This window comes from Saccharothrix texasensis (genome assembly GCF_003752005.1).
Lineage (GTDB): Bacteria > Actinomycetota > Actinomycetes > Mycobacteriales > Pseudonocardiaceae > Actinosynnema > Actinosynnema texasense.
In genome coordinates, this window is record NZ_RJKM01000001.1 from 5,088,617 (window position 1) to 5,105,413 (window position 16,797).

Genomic DNA, 16,797 nt, shown 5'->3' on the forward strand with positions numbered 1-16,797 from the left:
CGTTTCCGGGGGCCACCGGATGTCCGGTGGCCCCCGCGAGGTCGCGGTCCGGGCTGGTCAGGCCTGCTGGGCCTGCCACATCCAGTGGGCCTGCTCGAAGTTCTTCGTGATCTCGATCAGCAGGTCCTGGGTGACGAGGTCGGACTTGTCGGTCTCGTCGATCCGCTCGCGCAGCCGGCCGATCAGCTCGCCCAGCGCGGTGACGACGGCGGCGACGACCTCGTCCTCCTTCAGCCAGCCGCCGGGGAACTCCGGCACGCCCGAGCCCGCCGCCACGGTCTTCGCCTTGCCGTCCGGCGAGATGCCGAGCGCGGCGGCCCGTTCGGCCACCTCGTCGGTGTACGTGCGGGCGGTCGTGACGAGGTCGTCCAGTTGCAGGTGGACGCTGCGGAAGTTCTTGCCGACGACGTTCCAGTGCGCCTGCTTGGCGACCAGGGACAGGTCGACCAGGTCGACCAGGGTGGACTGCAGCACCGCCCCGACCGCCGCCTTGTCCGCGTCGGACAGCGGGCTGCTGATCGGAGACTTCTGAGACTTGCTCATGGGTCTGACGCCTCCTCAAACGGTGGTCGTGAGGGCCACCTCGATGTTGCCTCGCGTGGCGTTGGAGTACGGGCAGAGCTGGTGCGCGGCGGCCGTCAGCTGCTCGGCCACGGCCTGCTCGACGCCCGGGATGTGCGTCGCCAGCTCCACGCCCAGCTGGAAACCGCCGCTGCCGTTCGGGCCGAGGTCGACCTTCGCGGTCACCGACGTCTCACCGATCTCGACCTTGGCCTGCCGCGCGGCGACCTTCAGCGCGCTGTGGAAGCACGCCGCGTACCCGGCCGCGAACAGCTGCTCGGGGTTGGTCATCTCGCCGCCGGGGCCGCCGAGCTCCTTGGGGGTGGAGAGCTGCTCGTCGATCACCCCGTCGGAGGAGCGGACCTCGCCGTTGCGACCGTCCCCGACTGCGATGGCTTCCGCGGTGTAGAGCACCTGCATGTGAACGCTCTCCTTCGAGCTGGTGGTCGAGCCCGTCGATCAGCTCAACACCCGGCCGACGCCGAACCACACCAGGTGGTGTGGCAGCTCACGCCCCTCACATCTACCCGCTCAGCCCGCCCTCGACACGGCGAACTCGGCCACCTGTCGCCCGATCGTGCGGAGTTGGTCGGCGACGGACGGCACCGTGCAGCCGCCTTCGAGGTCGAACTCGACCTCGCGCGAGTTCACCGCCACGCCCAACGGCGTGGGCCAGCCGCGCAGGGCGTGCACGATCGAGCGCAACGCGGTCAGCGTGGTCACCGACGCCTGCCAGCCCTGGGCCGTGGCCACGCAGCCGACCGCGCGGCCGTCCAGGTAGGGGCGCTCGTCGCCGCGCAGGTCCTCGACGTAGTCCAGGGCGTTCTTGACCAGGCCGGACACCGTACCGTGGTAGCCGGGCGAGACCAGCACGACGCCGTCCGCGCCGCGCAGCGCCTCGACGAGCCGGCGCGCGTGGTCCGTGCGGTCGGGGATGGCCGGGTCGTAGAACGGGAGCACCAGGTCGGGCCCGGAGACCTCGACGACCTTCGCGCCCGCGTCCACGGCGCCTTCCAGGGCGATCCTCATCGCGCGCTCGGACTGCGAGTTGGGGCGGAGGGATCCGCCGATGCCCACCACGGTGACCGTCATGGTGTCCGATCCTGCCACCTGGACCTAACTGGAGGTCCACTCGCTCGCCGCGCCTACTACCGGCGAGTAACGTACGTCTCATGTCGAAGCTCGCCGAGTCGATCCCTCCCCGCGTCCTGGCCGGCGCGCTGCGCTTCGCGTTCGGCCTGCCCGCGCCGCTGCGCAGGCTGCTCGCCGGTCCCCCGGTGACGGTGGACGGCCAGCGCCTGCACCCGGAAGCCCAGCTGCTGCTGCGGTTGCAGCAGCTCAGCGGCGAGGACTGGCAGACGACCACGCCCGCCGCGAACCGCTTGGCGCTGACCCGCAGCAGCGCGCTGGTGTGCGGTCCCGTCATCGGCGGCGTGGCGGTGCGCCCGCTGTCCATGGACGGCCTCGCCGGGCGGTTCTACGAGCCGGCCGGGTTGGCCGCCGGTTCGCCGCTGCTGGTCTTCTACCACGGTGGCGGGTGGGTCAGCGGCGACCTGGACAGCCACGACAACCTGTGCCGGTTCCTCGCCGTGCAGGGCGGGGTGCGGGTGCTGTCGGCCGACTACCGGCTCGCGCCGGAGCACCCGTTCCCGGCGGCGGCGGACGACGCGCAGGCGGCGTTCGAGTACGCGGTGGCGCACGCCGACGAGCTGCGGGTCGACCCCCGGCGGATCGCGCTGGGCGGTGACAGCGCGGGCGGCAACCTGGCCGCGGTGACCGCGTTGCACGCGGGTGAGGTGAAGCCGGTGTTCCTGCTGCTGTTCTACCCGGCGGTGGACGCGTCGGTGCGGCGGCGGTCGCGGGAGCTGTTCGGCAACGGGTTCTTCCTCACCGACCAGAAGATGGACTGGTTCCTCGACCACTACGCGCCCTCGCGCGACGCGCACACCGACCCCCGGCTGTCGGTGCTGCTGGCGGAGGACCTGAGCGGGCTGCCGCCGACGTACCTGGCGACCGCCGGGTTCGACCCGTTGCGGGACGAGGGCGAGGCGTTCGCCGAGAAGTTGGCGGAGCAGGGCGTGCCGGTGGTGCTGCGGCGGTACGAGGGGCTGTTCCACGGTTACGCGAACATCCTCGGCGTCGGCGGCGTGTTCCGGGAGGCGGTGGCGGAGGCGGTCGGGTCGCTGCGCACCGGGTTGGCGTTGGCCAACACGCGGCAGGACATCCCCGAGACCGCGTGACGACAGGCCCGGTCACCCACCCGGGCGGGAACGGTCACCCGCCCGGGTGGGTGACCGAGCAGGGAGAGGGACAGGGCCGCCCGGGGCTGATCGGACGGCCCTGTCGGGATGTGCACTGTCAGGGGTGCACAAACCGGGGTGGCGCGGTCACCGGCCGAAAGCGGCGGCGATCTTGTCGCCGGTCTCCTTGTCGATGCTGCGCCAGTACTCGAACACGCGCTCCAGCACCGGCTCGGACACGCCGTTGGACGCGTGCCCGATCACGGTCCGCACGAGGCGCTCGCGCTGGCCCTCGTCCATCACCTCGCGGATCAGGGTGCCCGCCTGCCCGAAGTCGTCGTCCTCCGCGTGCAGCCTGTAAGCCGAACGGGTGACCACGTCCTCGACTCCGTAGGACGACGCCACCTCGCCGGCCGCCTCGGCGGACGCGTGCGGGCCGCCGTAGGAGTTCGGCGCGTACACCGGGTCGACGGCGTTCGCGAACCGCATCGCGCCGTCCTTGGAGTACGAGTCGACCGGCGACTTGGGCCGGTTCACCGGCAGCTCGTTGTAGTTCGCGCCGATCCGGTACCGGTGGGCGTCGGGGTAGGAGAAGATCCGGCCGATCAGCATCCGGTCCGGCGACGTGCCGATGCCGGGCACCAGGTTCGTCGGCTCGAACGCGGCCTGCTCGATCTGCGCGAAGTAGTCCGCCGGGTTGCGGTCCAGCACCAGCCTGCCCACCTTGACCAGCGGGTAGTCGGCGTGCGGCCACACCTTGGTCAGGTCGAACGGGTTGAAGCGGTACGTCGCGGCGTCCGCGTAGGGCATCACCTGGACGTGCAGCGTCCACGACGGGAACTCGCCGCGCTCGATGGCGTGCCACAGGTCGGCGCGGTGCGCGTCGGCGTCCTCGCCGGCGATCCGAGCGGCCTCCTCCGACGTCAGGGTCTCGATGCCCTGGTCGGTCTTGAAGTGGTACTTCACCCAGAAGCGCTCGCCGGCGGCGTTCTCCCACAGGTACGTGTGCGAGCCGTAGCCGTTCTGGTGGCGCCAGGTCTTCGGGATGCCGCGGTCGCCCATCAGCCACGTCACCTGGTGCGCGGTCTGCGGCTGCAACGTCCAGAAGTCCCACTGCATGTCGTGGTCGCGGCGGCCGGTGTCGGCGCGGCGCTTCTGCGAGCGGATGAAGTCCGGGAACTTGATCGGGTCGCGCAGGAAGAACACCGGGGTGTTGTTGCCGACGAGGTCGTAGTTGCCCTGCGTGGTGTAGAACTTCAGCGCGAAGCCGCGCGGGTCGCGCCAGGTGTCGGGCGAGCCGAGCTCGCCGGCGACGGTCGAGAAGCGCAGCAGCGTCTCGGTCTTCACGCCGGGCTGGAAGAGCGCGGCCTTGGTGAAGCGGCTGACGTCCTCGGTCGTCTCGAAGTGGCCGAACGCGCCGCCACCCTTGGCGTGCACGACCCGCTCGGGCACCCGTTCCCGGTTGAACTGGGCGTTCTTCTCGATCAGGTAGTGGTCCTGGAGCAGGATCGGGCCGTTGGCGCCGAGGGTCAGCGAGTGGTCGTCGCTCGCGACCGGTATGCCCGCGTTGTTGGTGGTGGCACGCGCTTCCGTCACGCTGGTAGCTCCTTCTCGGGGGGTCGGCAGTCAGTGCCCATGACAGTCCGGGCAGAGTCCCCAGAACAGGACCTCCGCCTCGTCCACGGCGAAGCCGACCGCGTCCGAGGGCTCCAGGCAGGGCGCGGCGCCGTGGACGCAGTCGACGTCCTCGGTCCGGCCGCAGCCCCGGCACACGAGGTGGTGGTGGTTGTCGCCGGTCCGCGTCTCGTACCGCGCCGGGTGACCGGCGGGTTCGATCCGGCGCAGCAACCCGGTCCGCTCGCACGCGTGCAGCACGTCGTAGACGGCCTGCGTCGACACGGACCCCAACCTGGCCCGCACGCCCTCGGCGACCGAGTCGGCCGTGGCGTGGGGGTGCTCGGCGAGCCAGTCGAGCACCGCGATCCGGGGCGCGGTGACGCGCAGCCCGGCGTCCTTGAGCAGCTCGCGAGGTCCTGGGGTCATGGCTCCACCACTCCACCACGCTTTCTGGAACAGGTCAAGAAAACGAACGGTTAAACGTGTTGCCCCGGCGGGTGAAGATGGGCACGTGAACGTCTCTCACTACCTGGCCGTCCTCCGAACGCCGCGCGTGCCCGGCTTCATGCTGCTGATGCTGCTGGCACGCGTGCCCCCGACGGCGGCGGGCATGACGATCACGATGCACGTCCTCCTCGCCCTGGACCGAGGTTACGGCGCGGCGGGCCTGGTCGGGGCGGTCAGCACGGTCGGCATCGCGCTGGGCTCGCCGCTGATGGGCCACCTGGTCGACCGGCGCGGCCTGCGCGCGATGCTGGTGCTGTCGATGGTCACCGAGGGCGTCTTCTGGTTCGTCGCCCCGCTGCTGTCCTACGAGGTGCTGCTCGTCACGTGCTTCGTCACCGGCATCACCGTGATGCCCGTGATGTCGCTCGGCCGGCAGATCCTGACCGCGCTCGTGCCGGAGGACCGCAGGCGCACCGCGCTGGCCATGGACTCGATGGCCGTCGAGCTCTCGTTCATGGCCGGACCCGCGTTGGGCGTGGCGCTCACCACGCAGGCGTCGAGCCGGACGGCGATGTGGTCGATCGGCGCGTCCATGGTCCTGATCGGCGCGATCCTCTACGCGGTGAACCCGCCGGTGCGGCACGAGGGCGAGACCACCGGCGCCCGCGTGTCCCGGCGCGAGTGGCTGGACGGCCGGCTGCTCGGCGTGCTGATCAGCGCGGGCGGCGCGACGTTCGTGCTGTCGGGGGTCGAGGTGTCGGTGGTGGCGTCGATGCGCGGGCTCGGGCTGACCGGCTGGACCGGCGCGATGGTCGTGGTGATGTGCGTGGCGTCGTTGGCGGGCGGCTTCCTCTACGGCGGCCTGACGCGCGTGCCGCCGTTGTGGGCGTTGATGGGCGGCATGGGGGTGCTGGCCGTGCCGATCGGCTTGTTCGGCTGGTCGCCGTGGTGGCTGGCGCTGGCGCTGGTGCCGACGAACTTCCTGTGCGCGCCGACGATCACCGCGACGGGCGAGCTGATCACGAAGCACGCGCCGGCGTCCGCGCGCGGCGTGGCGATGGGCCTGCAGAGCTCGGCGTTCACCCTGGGCGTGGCGCTGGGCGCGCCGGTCACCGGATTCGTGATCGACCACTCGTCGCCGGCGTGGGGTTTCGCGGTGGCGGGCGTCGGCGCGGTCGTGATCGCGGCCGGCACGGTGGTGCTCGGCAGGCGCACCGCGGCGGCCCCGGTGGGCTGACCGAGGTCGGACATCACCCGATCGGACCCGTCTCCACCACGCTGCGCGCTCCTCTACTCCACTATGGAATCCGAGTTCTGGTTCGACTCCTGGGAACAGGGCGGCACGAAGACCAGCTTCCACCTGCGGGACGTGCACGAGCACGCGCGGATGCTGGCCCGGCTCGGCCTGGTGGCCGGCGCCCGGGTCCTGGTGCCGCTGTGCGGCAAGACGACCGACCTGCGGTTCTTCGCCGAGACGGCCGCGGAGGTCGTCGGGGTCGAGCTGGTGCCCAGGGCCGTCGCCGAGTTCTTCGCCGAGAACGGCCTGGACCCGGTCGAGGAGGAGCCGGACGTGTTCCGCAGCGGCAACCTCGTGATCCGCCGCCAGGACGTCTTCCGGCTGGGGCCGGCGCAGATCGGGCCGGTGGACCTGGTGTACGACCGGGCGTCGCTGATCGCGTTCCCGGACGACATGCGGCAGCGCTACGCCGACACGATCACCCGGCTCGTGCGGCCCGGGACCAGGTACTTCATCAACACCCTGGAGTACCACCCGAGGCTGCCGTCGCCGCCGTTCTCCGTCGGCCCGGAGGAGGTCGTCGAGCGCTTCGGGGCCGCGTTCGACGTCGAGCACGTGGCCGCGGAGCCGAGGCCGGAGCACCGGATGGTCGAGAAGTTCGGCCTGACGAGCCTGGTCGAGCACGGCTTCCTGCTGCGGGCCCGCTAGGCCCAGCGGCTCACACCGGCTCGCGCGGCGCCGGCGGCGCGGCGTCACAGATCCCCTTCGGCGAGCGATGCGTCCTCGAAGGGATCATGCGACGAACTGGAGCAGGCTCATGAAGACCCCGCGGAGCGCCGGCGCCCTCAAGGCCGACTTCCCGTACACCTTGCAGACGATGTGCTACGTCGAAGTCCACCAGGACGGCACCGTCCGCTTCGGGCACGACGGCGACGCCTACGAACGTGCCCGCTCCGGCGAGTCCCGGTTGTTCGCCGTGTGGCCGGGCGAGTGGTCCAGCGACATGTTCGCCATCGACGACCTCGACGAGTACGCCCGGGCGTTCGGCATCGTCCACGACGAGAAGCGCACCGGACTGGCCGCGCACCAGCACGACGTCACCTGGCGGACCGATCCGCACGAGAGCAAGCCGAACGGCTCCTACGTGGGCATCGAGCTGCGGCTCGCCTGCGGGTGCGAGGTGAACGACCTCGCCACGTTCGCCCGCCAGATGGGTGAGCAGCAGGGCTGGGACGTCGCCACCAGCCGGGGATGGGGAAGCAGGTGGTCGGCGGCGGAGGGGAAGACCTACTCGGTGCGGGTCCGGCGCACCACGTTGCGCCGACGATGACCGCTCGTGCTCACACCAGCTCGCGCAGCGCGTGGTAGAGGCGGTCGATGGCGGGGCGGGCCCGGGCGTAGTGGGCGACGGCGTCCGGGTCCGGCGAGATCGTCTTCACCGGCTTGACCAGGTCGGCGGCGACGGTCAGCGACGGGATCTCGCCCAGCGCCCGCCAGGCGACCAGGGCGGCGCCGACGCCGGAGCCCTCGCTGTCGTCGGCCAGTTCCAGGTCCAGGCCCAGCGCGGACGCCAGGACGGTCGCCCACAGGTCGCTGCGGAACGCGCCGCCGGTCACCCGGACCGCGTGCACGTCCGCCACCGACCGCACCGCGTCCAGCACCAGCGCCAACTGCTGCGCGACGCCCTCGACCAGCGCGCGGGTGATCTCCGCCCGCCCGTGCTCGCGCCGCAGCCCGATCAACACCGACGTCGCGTCCGCGTCCCACCACGGCGCGCGCTCACCCAGCAGGTACGGCAGCGCGGTCACGCCCGCCGAACCGACCGGCGCCCCCGAGGCCTCGTCGAGCAGGTCGCCCACGTCCACGCCGAACGTCTCGGCGGCCCACTGCGCCACCACACCGCCGTTGCTGACGGCGCCGCCGAGCACCCACAGCCCTTCGGCGACGGCGTAGCAGAACACCCGCCCCTGCTCGTCCACGGTCGGTGACGAGCGCACCACCCGCAGCGCGCCGCTGGTGCCCAGCGACACCGCCGCGACACCGGGCACGACCGCGCCCACGCCGAGGTTCGCCATCGGCCCGTCGCCGCCGCCCAGCACCACCGGCAGGCCGGCGGGCAGACCCGGCACGTCCAGCGTCAGCGGCAGCGAGTCGACCGGCGCGCGCAGCGACGGCAGCTGCCCGGCCCGCACGCCCGCGAAGGTCAGCGCGTCCGGGTGCCAGTCCAGCGACACCAGGTCCATCAGACCGGTCGCGGACGCCGACGAGTGCTCGGTCGCCAGCTCACCGGTCAGCTTGAACGCGACGAAGTCCTTGAGCCCGCACCACCGGGCGGCGGAGAAGCCCTGGTCGTGGAACCACGCCAGCTTCACCAGCGGCGACATGGTGTGGATCGGGGTGCCGGTCGCGCGGTGCAGGGCGATCCCGTCGGCCGTGCCGCGCAGCCGCGCCGTCTGCGCCAGGGCGCGGTTGTCCGCCCACGACAACGACGGCGTGACGGGCGTGCCCGAGGCGTCCAGCCCGAGCAGGGTGTGCATCGCGCCGGTCAACGACAGCGCCCGCACGGCGAGCCCTTGCGCGGCGACCTCGCGCAACGCCCGCAGCGCCGCGCCCCACACCTCCACCGGGTCGTGGGTCGCCTCGCCGGAGGGCGTGGTGCGCATCGGGTAGCCGTGCTCCGCCGATGCCACCACGCCCGCGTCCCGGTCCACCGCGATGACCTTGGTCGACGTCGTCCCCAGGTCGATCGCGAGCACTACCTCAGCCATAGGGGTGAACCTACAGCCGTGCGGCCAGCTCCTCGGCGATCTCGTAGGTGTTCAGCGCCGCACCCTTGCGCAGGTTGTCGCCGCACACGAAGAAGTCCAGCGTGTTCGGGAAGTCCAACGCCTGCCGCACCCGGCCCACGTAGGTCGGGTCGCCGCCGACCACGTCCGCCGGCGTGGGGAACCGCTTCGCCGCCGGGTCGTCCACCAGCACGAGGGACGGCTGCGCCTCGAAGAGCTTGTGCGCCTGCTCGACGGTCACCTCGCGGGCGAACGTCGCGTGCACCGCCAGCGAGTGCGTGGTCACCACGGGCACGCGCACGCAGGTCGCCGACACCTTCAGGTCCGGGATGCCGAGGATCTTGCGGGACTCGTTGCGGACCTTCAGCTCCTCGCTGGTCCACCCCTCGTCCTTCAGGGAACCCGCCCACGGCACCACGTTGAACGCCAGCGGCGCGGGGAACGGCGAGTCCGACACCGGCAGGCCGGCGGCCTCCAGCGTCTCGCGCACGTCGCCCGCGCGCACCCCGACCTCTTTGCCCGCCAACGCCGAGATCTCCGCGTACAGCCGGTCGATCGCCGCCTGCCCGCCGCCCGACGCGGCCTGGTAGGACGCGACGACCAGCTCGCGCAGCTCGAACTCCCGGTGCAGGGCGCCCAGCGCGGCCATCATCGACAACGTCGTGCAGTTCGGGTTCGCGATGATCCCCTTGGGGCGCGCGCCGATCTGGTCGGCGTTCACCTCCGGCACCACCAGCGGCACGTCCGGGTCCATCCGGAACGCGCCCGAGTTGTCCACCGCGACCGCGCCCTTCGACGCGGCGATCGGCGCCCACTCGGCCGACACCTCGTCCGGCACGTCGAACATCGCGATGTCCACGCCGTCGAACGCCTCCGGCGACAGGGCCACCACGGTCAGCTCTTCGCCGCGCACGGTGATCTTCTTGCCCGCCGAGCGCGCGGACGCGATCAGCCGGACCTCGCCCCATGGCACGGACTCCCGGCCGTTGATGATGTCGATCATGACGGTGCCGACGGCACCGGTGGCCCCCACCAGGGCCAGGACAGGGCCGCTCATCGTCCACTCCCCGCGTACACAACGGCTTCTTCGTCGCCGCCGAGCTCGAACGCGTCGTGCAGGGCGCGCACGGCGTCGTCGAGCTGCGTGTCGCGGCAGATGACCGAGATCCGGATCTCCGAGGTGGAGATGATCTCGATGTTGACGCCGGCCGCGGCCAGCGCCTCGCAGAACTGCGCGGTCACGCCGGGGTGCGAGCGCATGCCCGCGCCGACCAGCGACACCTTGCCCACGTGCTCGTCGTAGAGCACCTGGTCGAAGCCGATCTCCTCGCGCGACTTCTCCAGCGCGGCGACCGCGCGCGGCCCGTCGTCCTTCGGCAGGGTGAACGTGACGTCGGTGCGGCCGGACACGGCCTGGGAGACGTTCTGCACGACCATGTCGATGTCGAGTTCCGCCTGGGCCACGACGCGGAAGATCCGCGCCGCCATGCCGGGCAGGTCGGGCACCGCCGTCACGGTGACCTTGGCCTCGGACCGGTCGTGCGCGACGCCGGTGATCATCGCCTGTTCCACGGGAAGGTCCTCCACTGACCCGGACACGATGGTCCCGGGCTTGTTGCTGAACGAAGATCGGACGTGCACCGGGACGCCGTAGCGGCGGGCGTACTCGACGCAGCGCAGCATGAGCACCTTGGCCCCGCACGCCGCCATCTCGAGCATCTCCTCGTAGGTGATGGTCTCCAGCCGCTTGGCGTTCGGCACGATGCGCGGGTCGGCGGTGAACACGCCGTCGACATCGGTGTAGATCTCGCAGACGTCGGCCTTCAGCGCCGCCGCCAGCGCCACCGCGGTGGTGTCGGTGCCGCCGCGGCCGAGCGTGGTGATCTCCTTGCTGTCCTGGCTGACGCCCTGGAAGCCCGCGACGATCGCGATGGCGCCCTCCGCGAGCGCGTCCTGGATGCGGCTCGGCGTCACGTCGATGATGCGCGCCTTGCCGTGCACGGACGTGGTGATCACGCCGGCCTGCGAGCCGGTGTAGGAGCGCGCCTCGGCGCCCAGCGAGCTGATCGCCATCGCCAGCAGCGACATGGAGATGCGCTCACCGGACGTGAGCAGCATGTCCATCTCGCGGGCGGGCGGCACCGGGGACACCTGGCGCGCGAGGTCGAGCAGCTCGTCGGTGGTGTCGCCCATCGCGGACACGGCGACGACGACCTCGTTGCCCGCTTTGCGGGTCGCGACGACGCGCTCGGCCACCCGTTTGATCCGCTCGGCGCTCCCGACCGAGGAACCGCCGTACTTCTGGACGACGAGCGCCACAGACCCACTCCTCCCAGGTGCTTAAAGCCCAGCTTGTCAGGCACCCTACCTGGCCCAAGGAGTGGACAGCGGCCGCCGTGACGCCCACTACTCTCGACCCCGTGTCGACCCTGGAGGCCGTTCGCGTGGAGCCGGAGGACGCGCCCAGCGGGCGTGGGCGGTTGGCGCGCGTGGCCAGACACCGGGTCACCGCGGCGCTCGCGCCCGCGCTGCTCTTCCTGGCCGTGCGGGAGCTCGGCCTGATCGCGCTGCAGCTGATGGCCGCGCGGTGGGACAAGGACGTCACGCGGACGCTCACGTCGTGGGACGGGCAGTGGTTCCTGGGCATCGCCGAGGGCGGCTACGCGAACGTGCCGACGTGGCTGGTGGACGCGTTCGGGCGGCGGACGGACGAGACGCCGCTGGCCTTCTTCCCCGGCTACCCGACGCTGGTGCGGTGGGTGGACGGGCTGCCCGGCGTGCCGACGGTGGGCGCCGCGTTCGCGGTGAGCCTGGTCAGCGGCGTGCTGTGCGCCTACGGGCTGGCCCGGCTGGGCGCGCGGGTGACCGGCGGGTCGCGCCGGGCCGGCGTCGTGCTCGTGGTGCTGTTCGCGGCGTCGCCGATGGCCGTGGTGCTGTCGATGACGTACTCCGAGGCGACGTTCTGCGCGCTCGCCGTGTGGTCGCTGGTGGGCGTGGTGGAACGGCGCTGGCTGCTCGCCGGCGCGTGCTGCGCGGCGGCCGGGCTGGTGCGGCCGACGGCGGCGGCGCTGGTCCTCGCGGTGTGCGCGGCGGCCCTGGTCGCGGCGTGGCGGCGCCGGGACGACTGGCGGCCGTGGGTGGGCGCGCTGGTCGCGCCGCTCGGGCTGCTCGGCTACCTCGGGTACGTCGCGGTGCGCACCGGCCGCTGGGACGGCTGGTTCGCCGTGCAGCAGATCGGCTGGGACTCGCGGTTCGACGGCGGCGCGGCCACCTGGAAGTTCGCGCTGCTCATCCTCGGCGAGCCCCGGTCGGTGCTGGAGCTGGCCACGGTGTGGCTGCTGGTGGTGGCGCTGGCCCTGGTCGTGCTGAGCTTCCGGCGCGGGCCGGAGTGGCCGCTGGTCGTCTACGGCGCCGGCGTGCTCGTCATGGACCTCGGGTCGAACGGGTTGATGAACTCGAAGGCGCGGCTGCTGCTGCCCGCGTTCACGCTGCTGGTGCCGATCGCGCTGGCGCTGGCCCGGCGGCGGACGAGCACCGCGGTGGCGGTGCTGGCGGGCGTGTCGGTGTTCAGCGCCTGGTTCGGCGCGTACGCCATCACGGCCTGGCCGTACGCGATCTGATCGAGAAGTATGTGGTGGTGGACGGCGACGACGTGATCATGCGGCGGTGGAGCCCGCGGGCGTTCGACGGCACGGCCGAGGTGCCGCCGGAGACCGTGCGCGCGCTGCTGGAAGCGGCCCGGTGGGCGGCCTCGCACGGCAACACCCAGCCCGCCCGGTTCCTGGTCGGCTACCGCGGCGACGACACGTTCGGGCGAATCTTCGCCGCGTTGCAGCCGGGCAACCAGGCGTGGGCGGGCCGGGCGTCGGTGCTGCTCGTCGGCGCGGTGGCCGAGGCCGACGAGCGCGGTCCGGTGCCGAACACCGAGTTCGGGCTGGGGCTCGCGGTGCAGAACCTGGTGCTGCGGGCCGTCGAGCTGGGCCTGGTCACGCACCAGATGGGCGGCTTCGCACCGGACGTGGTGCGCGAGGCGTTCGCCCTGCCGGAGCACGTGCGACCGGTGGTCGTGATCGCGGTCGGGCTGCTCGGCGACGACGAGGAGCTGCCGGAGGACCTGCGGGCCAGGGAACGGCGGCCGCGGGTGCGCAAGCCGCTGAGCGAGACGGTCTTCACCGGCACGTGGGGCCGGCCGGCGTTCTCGGACGAGCACCCGGCCCCCGCCGCAGGGGGGAGGACGGCGGGGACCGGGTCGAAAGAGGGCTAGCGCGCCACGACGCGAGCCAGCAGACCTGCGACGACGAGCCAGAACACCGCCGCGAGACCGTAGTTCAGGATCACGTCGACGTTCACGTTGCCGGTCTGGAACAGCCCTGGGAAGAACAGCGCCAGCGGCTCGGCGAGCTGCTGGATGAAGCGGAAGAACGCGTTGGCCGTGTTCACCCCGATGAGGAGCATGAGGATGTACAACACCTCGATGCCCGCGAAAACGGCACCGACACCGCGGATCACTCGGGCAGCGGTGTAGCTGCCGCTGCGCGTTGAGGTTCGCCATCTGGACATGTCGAGAAGATGCCCAAGCCACGATCGAGTGAAACTCGACCGGGTGAAGTTCCACCATCTGGGCGCTCGGTTCCACCTCGACGCGAAATCCGGTTAACCTGTCCGTCATGGCACGCGCCCTCCTGCTTCGCCGCCGTGACGGGGTCTGATCAGACCGGCCCCCCGTCGCGGGACGAGCACTGCCCGCCGGTCGTCCCTCCACCGGCACCCGCAGGAGCATCCCGATCATGAGCGCCAGTCACGACGCCTACACCTCAGGCACCAGCCGCATCCGACCGCCGGCCCGCCCCGTGCCCGACCAGCCGGTCTGGAACCCGCAGCGCGGCACGTCGATGCCCGTGCACCGCTACCGTCCGTTCCACGAGCAGGTGGAAGCGGTCGACGTGCCCGACCGCACCTGGCCCACCAAGCGGATCACCAAGGCGCCGCTGTGGTGCGCGGTCGACCTGCGTGACGGCAACCAGGCCCTGATCGACCCCATGTCGCCCGCGCGCAAGCGCAAGATGTTCGACCTGCTGGTGCGGATGGGCTACAAGGAGATCGAGGTCGGCTTCCCGGCCGCCTCGCAGACCGACTTCGACTTCGTCCGCGAGATCATCGAGGACGGCGCGATCCCGCCCGACGTCACCATCCAGGTGCTGACCCAGTGCCGCCCCGAGCTGATCACCCGCACGTTCGAGTCGCTGCGCGGCGCGGGCAAGGCGATCGTGCACTTCTACAACTCGACGTCCATCCTGCAGCGCCGGGTCGTGTTCAAGTCCGACCGCGAGGGCATCAAGAAGATCGCCACGGACGCCGCCGCGTTCGCGCTGGAGCAGGAGAAGCTCTACCCGGAGACCGAGTTCCGCTACGAGTACTCGCCCGAGTCCTACACCGGCACCGAGCTCTCCTACGCGCTGGAGGTCTGCGACGCCGTGTCGGCGGTCATCCGGCCCACGCCGGAGAAGCCGCTGATCGTCAACCTGCCGGCGACGGTGGAGATGGCCACGCCGAACGTCTACGCCGACTCCATCGAGTGGATGTCGCGCAACCTGGCCCGCCGCGACTCGATCATCCTGTCGCTGCACCCGCACAACGACCGGGGCACCGGGGTGGCGGCCGCCGAGCTGGGCTACCTCGCGGGCGCCGACCGCATCGAGGGCTGCCTGTTCGGCAACGGCGAGCGCACCGGCAACGTGTGCCTGGTGACGCTGGGCATGAACATGTTCAGCCAGGGCGTCGACCCGCAGGTCGACTTCTCCGACATCGACGAGATCCGGCGCACGGTCGAGTACTGCAACCAGCTGCCCGTCCCCGAACGGCACCCGTACGGCGGCGACCTGGTGTTCACCGCGTTCTCCGGCTCGCACCAGGACGCGATCAAGAAGGGCTTCGAGGCCCTGGAGGACGCCGCCAAGGCCGCCGGGCAGCACGTGGACGAGTTCCAGTGGGACGTCCCGTACCTGCCGATCGACCCGAAGGACGTCGGCCGCAACTACGAGGCCGTGATCCGGGTGAACTCGCAGTCCGGCAAGGGCGGCGTGGCGTACCTGATGAAGACCGAGCACCACCTGGACCTGCCGCGCCGGTTGCAGGTGGAGTTCTCCAAGGTCATCCAGGAGGTCACCGACACCAGGGGCGGCGAGATCGGCCCCAAGGACATGTGGGACGCCTTCTCCGAGGAGTACCTGGACGGCACCGCGCCGTTGAAGCTGCTGCGCCAGAAGGTGTCCGGCGACGGCAGCGGCCACGAGACGATCAAGGCCGTGGTCGTCGTCGACGGCGAGACGCAGGAGATCACCGGCGGCGGCAACGGCCCGATCGCCGCGTTCGTGGACGCCCTGGCCACCGTCGGCTACGACGTGCGCGTGCTGGACTACTTCGAGCACGCCATGTCGTCGGGCGACGACGCCCGCGCCGCGGCCTACCTGGAGTGCGCCGTGTCCGACCGCGTGCTGTGGGGCGTCGGCATCGACAGCTCCACGGTGGCCGCGTCGCTGCGCGCCCTGGTCTCGGCGATCAACCGCGCCAACCGGTAGTCGACGTCCGCCTCGCCGGTGCCGCGCCGGCGAGGCGGACGGCTCGCCGCCGACCTCGTTTCCCGCTGACGACTTGCTGAAGACATCACCCGATCGGAGATGACCGGGGAACTCCTCGGCGTTCCCCGGTCATGACCGCGTTCGTGGTGCTGTTCGTCGTCGCCGTGGTGCTGGCGCCGACCGAGGCCGTGCTGATCGGCTGCGGCGTGCCGGCCGCCTCCGGCGAGCTGTCGTTGATCGCCGTGATCGCCGTGGCTGCGGTGGGCTGCACCCTGTCGGACTTCGTCGACTTCGGTGTCGGGCGCGGGGTCGGGTTGCGGGCGCTGGAGCGGGTCGGGCGGCGGCCCGGGCCGCGGGCGGTGGTCGCGTGGACGGCGGACAAGCTGGCGACGCGGGGCGAGTCGATCCTGGTCGCGGTGCGGTTCGTGCCCGGCGGCGGGCTGGTGGGCGCGGTCCTGGCCGGGTCGCTGCGGTGGCCGGTGCGGCGGTTCGCGCCGATCGCGGTGGTGGGCGCCACGCTGTGGAGCGCCTACACGGCCGCGCTCGGCTACTTCGGCGGCCAGGTCTTCACCGACCCGGTGGTGGCCACGCTGGTCTCGTTCGCGGTGGCCACGCTGGTCGGCGTGCCGATCGGGATGGCGGTCCGGGCCGCTCAGCGCCGGGTCGTGGACGCCGCCGCGGCCGCCTGAGCCAACCGGTTCCGCACCGCGACCCGGGCCCGCTCGTACGCGCGCGGGTCGTCGTGCAGCACCGACTGGGCGTTGGCCATCTCCAGGAACGCGATCAGCTCGAAGGTCAGCTGGTCCGGGTCGGCGACCTCCGGGATCGCGGCGACGGTCTCGCGGACGTAGGAGTTCCACTCGCGCCCGTACCCGGCGATCGCGTCGCGCACCCGCCCCGGCCGGGCGTCGAACTCGGCCTGCACGGCGTAGAAGAAGCACCCGCCGGGGAACGTGCGGCGCTCCGAGTACGCCAGCCAGCGGTCCAGCAGCGCCGCCACCCGGGCCACGCCCGGCGGCTCGGTCACCGGCTCGACGACCTCACGCGCGAAGATCGCCGCCGCCGCGCGCACGGTCGAGAGCTGAAGCTCCTCCTTCGACCCGAAGTGCGCGAACACGCCGCTCTTGCTGACCTCCAGCTCGGTGGCCAGCCGCCCGATCGACAGGCCCTCCAGGCCCTCCACCGAGGCGATCTCCGCCGCCCGCCGCAGGATCTGCCGCCGCGTCTGCTCGCCGCGCTCCACCCGTCCGTCGACCTTCACGCCCACCACGCTAGCCCCCTTGACCATCCGCAAACTAATTGTACGATCGTTCGTACAACTTGAGGGGTGG

18 protein-coding genes are annotated in these 16,797 nt (G+C 71.8%); 8 read left to right on the forward strand and 10 right to left on the reverse strand.

Going from position 1 to position 16,797, the window contains the following annotated elements:
- Positions 1 to 57: 57 nt before the first annotated feature.
- The 3 genes from EDD40_RS21960 to EDD40_RS21970 all read right to left on the reverse strand — a co-directional run bounded on the left by EDD40_RS21960 (position 58) and on the right by EDD40_RS21970 (position 1,653).
- Complete coding sequence (locus EDD40_RS21960) at positions 58 to 543, reverse strand: Dps family protein (protein ID WP_123744601.1); 486 nt, start codon at positions 541 to 543, stop codon at positions 58 to 60.
- 15 nt (positions 544 to 558) lie between these two features.
- A complete protein-coding gene (locus EDD40_RS21965; RefSeq protein ID WP_123744602.1) occupies positions 559 to 981 on the reverse strand; it encodes an organic hydroperoxide resistance protein in 423 nt (140 codons plus the stop codon).
- Between the two features lie 111 nt (positions 982 to 1,092).
- A complete protein-coding gene (locus EDD40_RS21970) occupies positions 1,093 to 1,653 on the reverse strand; it encodes an NADPH-dependent FMN reductase (RefSeq protein ID WP_123744603.1) in 561 nt (186 codons plus the stop codon).
- A gap of 80 nt (positions 1,654 to 1,733) precedes the next feature.
- Between EDD40_RS21970 and EDD40_RS21975 the strand changes: the two genes are divergently transcribed.
- Positions 1,734 to 2,801: an alpha/beta hydrolase gene (locus EDD40_RS21975; RefSeq protein ID WP_123744604.1), complete on the forward strand. Its 1,068-nt coding sequence runs from the start codon at positions 1,734 to 1,736 to the stop codon at positions 2,799 to 2,801.
- Between the two features lie 147 nt (positions 2,802 to 2,948).
- On the opposite strand, the gene EDD40_RS21980 is transcribed toward EDD40_RS21975, so the two are convergent.
- Positions 2,949 to 4,397: a catalase gene (locus EDD40_RS21980; protein ID WP_123744605.1), complete on the reverse strand. Its 1,449-nt coding sequence runs from the start codon at positions 4,395 to 4,397 to the stop codon at positions 2,949 to 2,951.
- A 30-nt stretch (positions 4,398 to 4,427) separates the two neighbouring features.
- Positions 4,428 to 4,844, reverse strand: coding sequence for a Fur family transcriptional regulator (locus EDD40_RS21985; protein WP_123744606.1), 417 nt, complete (start codon positions 4,842 to 4,844; stop codon positions 4,428 to 4,430).
- An 85-nt stretch (positions 4,845 to 4,929) separates the two neighbouring features.
- On the opposite strand from EDD40_RS21985, the gene EDD40_RS21990 reads away from it, so the two are divergent.
- The 3 genes from EDD40_RS21990 (at position 4,930) to EDD40_RS22000 (ending at position 7,432) form a co-directional block, all read left to right on the forward strand.
- Positions 4,930 to 6,102, forward strand: a complete 1,173-nt coding sequence (locus tag EDD40_RS21990; protein WP_123744607.1) for an MFS transporter — start codon at positions 4,930 to 4,932, stop codon at positions 6,100 to 6,102.
- A 63-nt stretch (positions 6,103 to 6,165) separates the two neighbouring features.
- On the forward strand, positions 6,166 to 6,810 hold the full coding sequence (locus EDD40_RS21995; protein ID WP_123744608.1) for a class I SAM-dependent methyltransferase: 645 nt from the start codon (positions 6,166 to 6,168) through the stop codon (positions 6,808 to 6,810).
- 109 nt (positions 6,811 to 6,919) lie between these two features.
- Positions 6,920 to 7,432, forward strand: coding sequence for a hypothetical protein (locus EDD40_RS22000; protein ID WP_123744609.1), 513 nt, complete (start codon positions 6,920 to 6,922; stop codon positions 7,430 to 7,432).
- Positions 7,433 to 7,442: 10 nt separating this feature from the next.
- On the opposite strand, the gene EDD40_RS22005 is transcribed toward EDD40_RS22000, so the two are convergent.
- Genes EDD40_RS22005 through EDD40_RS22015 form a run of 3 tightly spaced genes read right to left on the reverse strand, consistent with a single transcriptional unit; the run spans position 7,443 to position 11,207 of the window.
- On the reverse strand, positions 7,443 to 8,870 hold the full coding sequence (locus EDD40_RS22005) for a gluconokinase (RefSeq protein WP_123744610.1): 1,428 nt from the start codon (positions 8,868 to 8,870) through the stop codon (positions 7,443 to 7,445).
- Between the two features lie 10 nt (positions 8,871 to 8,880).
- Positions 8,881 to 9,945: an aspartate-semialdehyde dehydrogenase gene (locus EDD40_RS22010; protein WP_123744611.1), complete on the reverse strand. Its 1,065-nt coding sequence runs from the start codon at positions 9,943 to 9,945 to the stop codon at positions 8,881 to 8,883.
- Positions 9,942 to 11,207, reverse strand: coding sequence for an aspartate kinase (locus EDD40_RS22015; RefSeq protein WP_123744612.1), 1,266 nt, complete (start codon positions 11,205 to 11,207; stop codon positions 9,942 to 9,944). Before EDD40_RS22015 ends, EDD40_RS22010 begins: the two co-directional genes overlap by 4 nt.
- Before the next feature lie 101 nt (positions 11,208 to 11,308).
- Between EDD40_RS22015 and EDD40_RS22020 the strand changes: the two genes are divergently transcribed.
- Together EDD40_RS22020 and EDD40_RS22025 are read left to right on the forward strand one after the other, a co-directional pair.
- Positions 11,309 to 12,508, forward strand: a complete 1,200-nt coding sequence (locus tag EDD40_RS22020) for a hypothetical protein (RefSeq protein WP_246037762.1) — start codon at positions 11,309 to 11,311, stop codon at positions 12,506 to 12,508.
- A gap of 38 nt (positions 12,509 to 12,546) precedes the next feature.
- Complete coding sequence (locus EDD40_RS22025; RefSeq protein WP_123748197.1) at positions 12,547 to 13,152, forward strand: nitroreductase family protein; 606 nt, start codon at positions 12,547 to 12,549, stop codon at positions 13,150 to 13,152.
- On the opposite strand, the gene EDD40_RS22030 is transcribed toward EDD40_RS22025, so the two are convergent.
- Positions 13,149 to 13,448: a hypothetical protein gene (locus tag EDD40_RS22030; RefSeq protein WP_123744614.1), complete on the reverse strand. Its 300-nt coding sequence runs from the start codon at positions 13,446 to 13,448 to the stop codon at positions 13,149 to 13,151. The genes EDD40_RS22025 and EDD40_RS22030 overlap by 4 nt on opposite strands.
- A gap of 227 nt (positions 13,449 to 13,675) precedes the next feature.
- Here EDD40_RS22030 and leuA point away from each other — a divergent pair, with 227 nt between their 5' ends.
- Positions 13,676 to 15,466 (forward strand): 2-isopropylmalate synthase, encoded by a 1,791-nt coding sequence (gene leuA, locus EDD40_RS22035; protein ID WP_123744615.1) that lies wholly within the window; start codon positions 13,676 to 13,678, stop codon positions 15,464 to 15,466.
- Positions 15,467 to 15,597: 131 nt separating this feature from the next.
- Positions 15,598 to 16,155 (forward strand): DedA family protein, encoded by a 558-nt coding sequence (locus tag EDD40_RS22040; protein ID WP_123744616.1) that lies wholly within the window; start codon positions 15,598 to 15,600, stop codon positions 16,153 to 16,155.
- On the opposite strand, the gene EDD40_RS22045 is transcribed toward EDD40_RS22040, so the two are convergent.
- A complete protein-coding gene (locus EDD40_RS22045; protein ID WP_201438165.1) occupies positions 16,119 to 16,754 on the reverse strand; it encodes a TetR/AcrR family transcriptional regulator in 636 nt (211 codons plus the stop codon). The two genes, EDD40_RS22040 and EDD40_RS22045, sit on opposite strands and share 37 nt — an antisense overlap.
- Between the last annotated feature and the right edge of the window lie 43 nt (positions 16,755 to 16,797).

Excerpts from the sequence above, each read along its gene's own strand:
- EDD40_RS21965 (WP_123744602.1), bottom strand. The coding sequence starts at position 981 with ATGCAGGTGCTCTACACCGCGGAAGCCATCGCAGTCGGGGACGGTCGC.
- EDD40_RS21985 (WP_123744606.1), bottom strand. The coding sequence starts at position 4,844 with ATGACCCCAGGACCTCGCGAGCTGCTCAAGGACGCCGGGCTGCGCGTC.
- EDD40_RS22025 (WP_123748197.1), top strand. The coding sequence starts at position 12,547 with ATGCGGCGGTGGAGCCCGCGGGCGTTCGACGGCACGGCCGAGGTGCCG.
- leuA (WP_123744615.1), top strand. The coding sequence starts at position 13,676 with ATGAGCGCCAGTCACGACGCCTACACCTCAGGCACCAGCCGCATCCGA.
- EDD40_RS22040 (WP_123744616.1), top strand. The coding sequence starts at position 15,598 with ATGACCGCGTTCGTGGTGCTGTTCGTCGTCGCCGTGGTGCTGGCGCCG.
- EDD40_RS21995 (WP_123744608.1), top strand. The coding sequence starts at position 6,166 with ATGGAATCCGAGTTCTGGTTCGACTCCTGGGAACAGGGCGGCACGAAG.
- EDD40_RS22000 (WP_123744609.1), top strand. The coding sequence starts at position 6,920 with ATGAAGACCCCGCGGAGCGCCGGCGCCCTCAAGGCCGACTTCCCGTAC.
- EDD40_RS22030 (WP_123744614.1), bottom strand. The coding sequence starts at position 13,448 with ATGTCCAGATGGCGAACCTCAACGCGCAGCGGCAGCTACACCGCTGCC.
- EDD40_RS22045 (WP_201438165.1), bottom strand. The coding sequence starts at position 16,754 with ATGGTCAAGGGGGCTAGCGTGGTGGGCGTGAAGGTCGACGGACGGGTG.
- EDD40_RS21960 (WP_123744601.1), bottom strand. The coding sequence starts at position 543 with ATGAGCAAGTCTCAGAAGTCTCCGATCAGCAGCCCGCTGTCCGACGCG.
- EDD40_RS21970 (WP_123744603.1), bottom strand. The coding sequence starts at position 1,653 with ATGACGGTCACCGTGGTGGGCATCGGCGGATCCCTCCGCCCCAACTCG.
- EDD40_RS22010 (WP_123744611.1), bottom strand. The coding sequence starts at position 9,945 with ATGAGCGGCCCTGTCCTGGCCCTGGTGGGGGCCACCGGTGCCGTCGGC.
- EDD40_RS22005 (WP_123744610.1), bottom strand. The coding sequence starts at position 8,870 with ATGGCTGAGGTAGTGCTCGCGATCGACCTGGGGACGACGTCGACCAAG.
- EDD40_RS21975 (WP_123744604.1), top strand. The coding sequence starts at position 1,734 with ATGTCGAAGCTCGCCGAGTCGATCCCTCCCCGCGTCCTGGCCGGCGCG.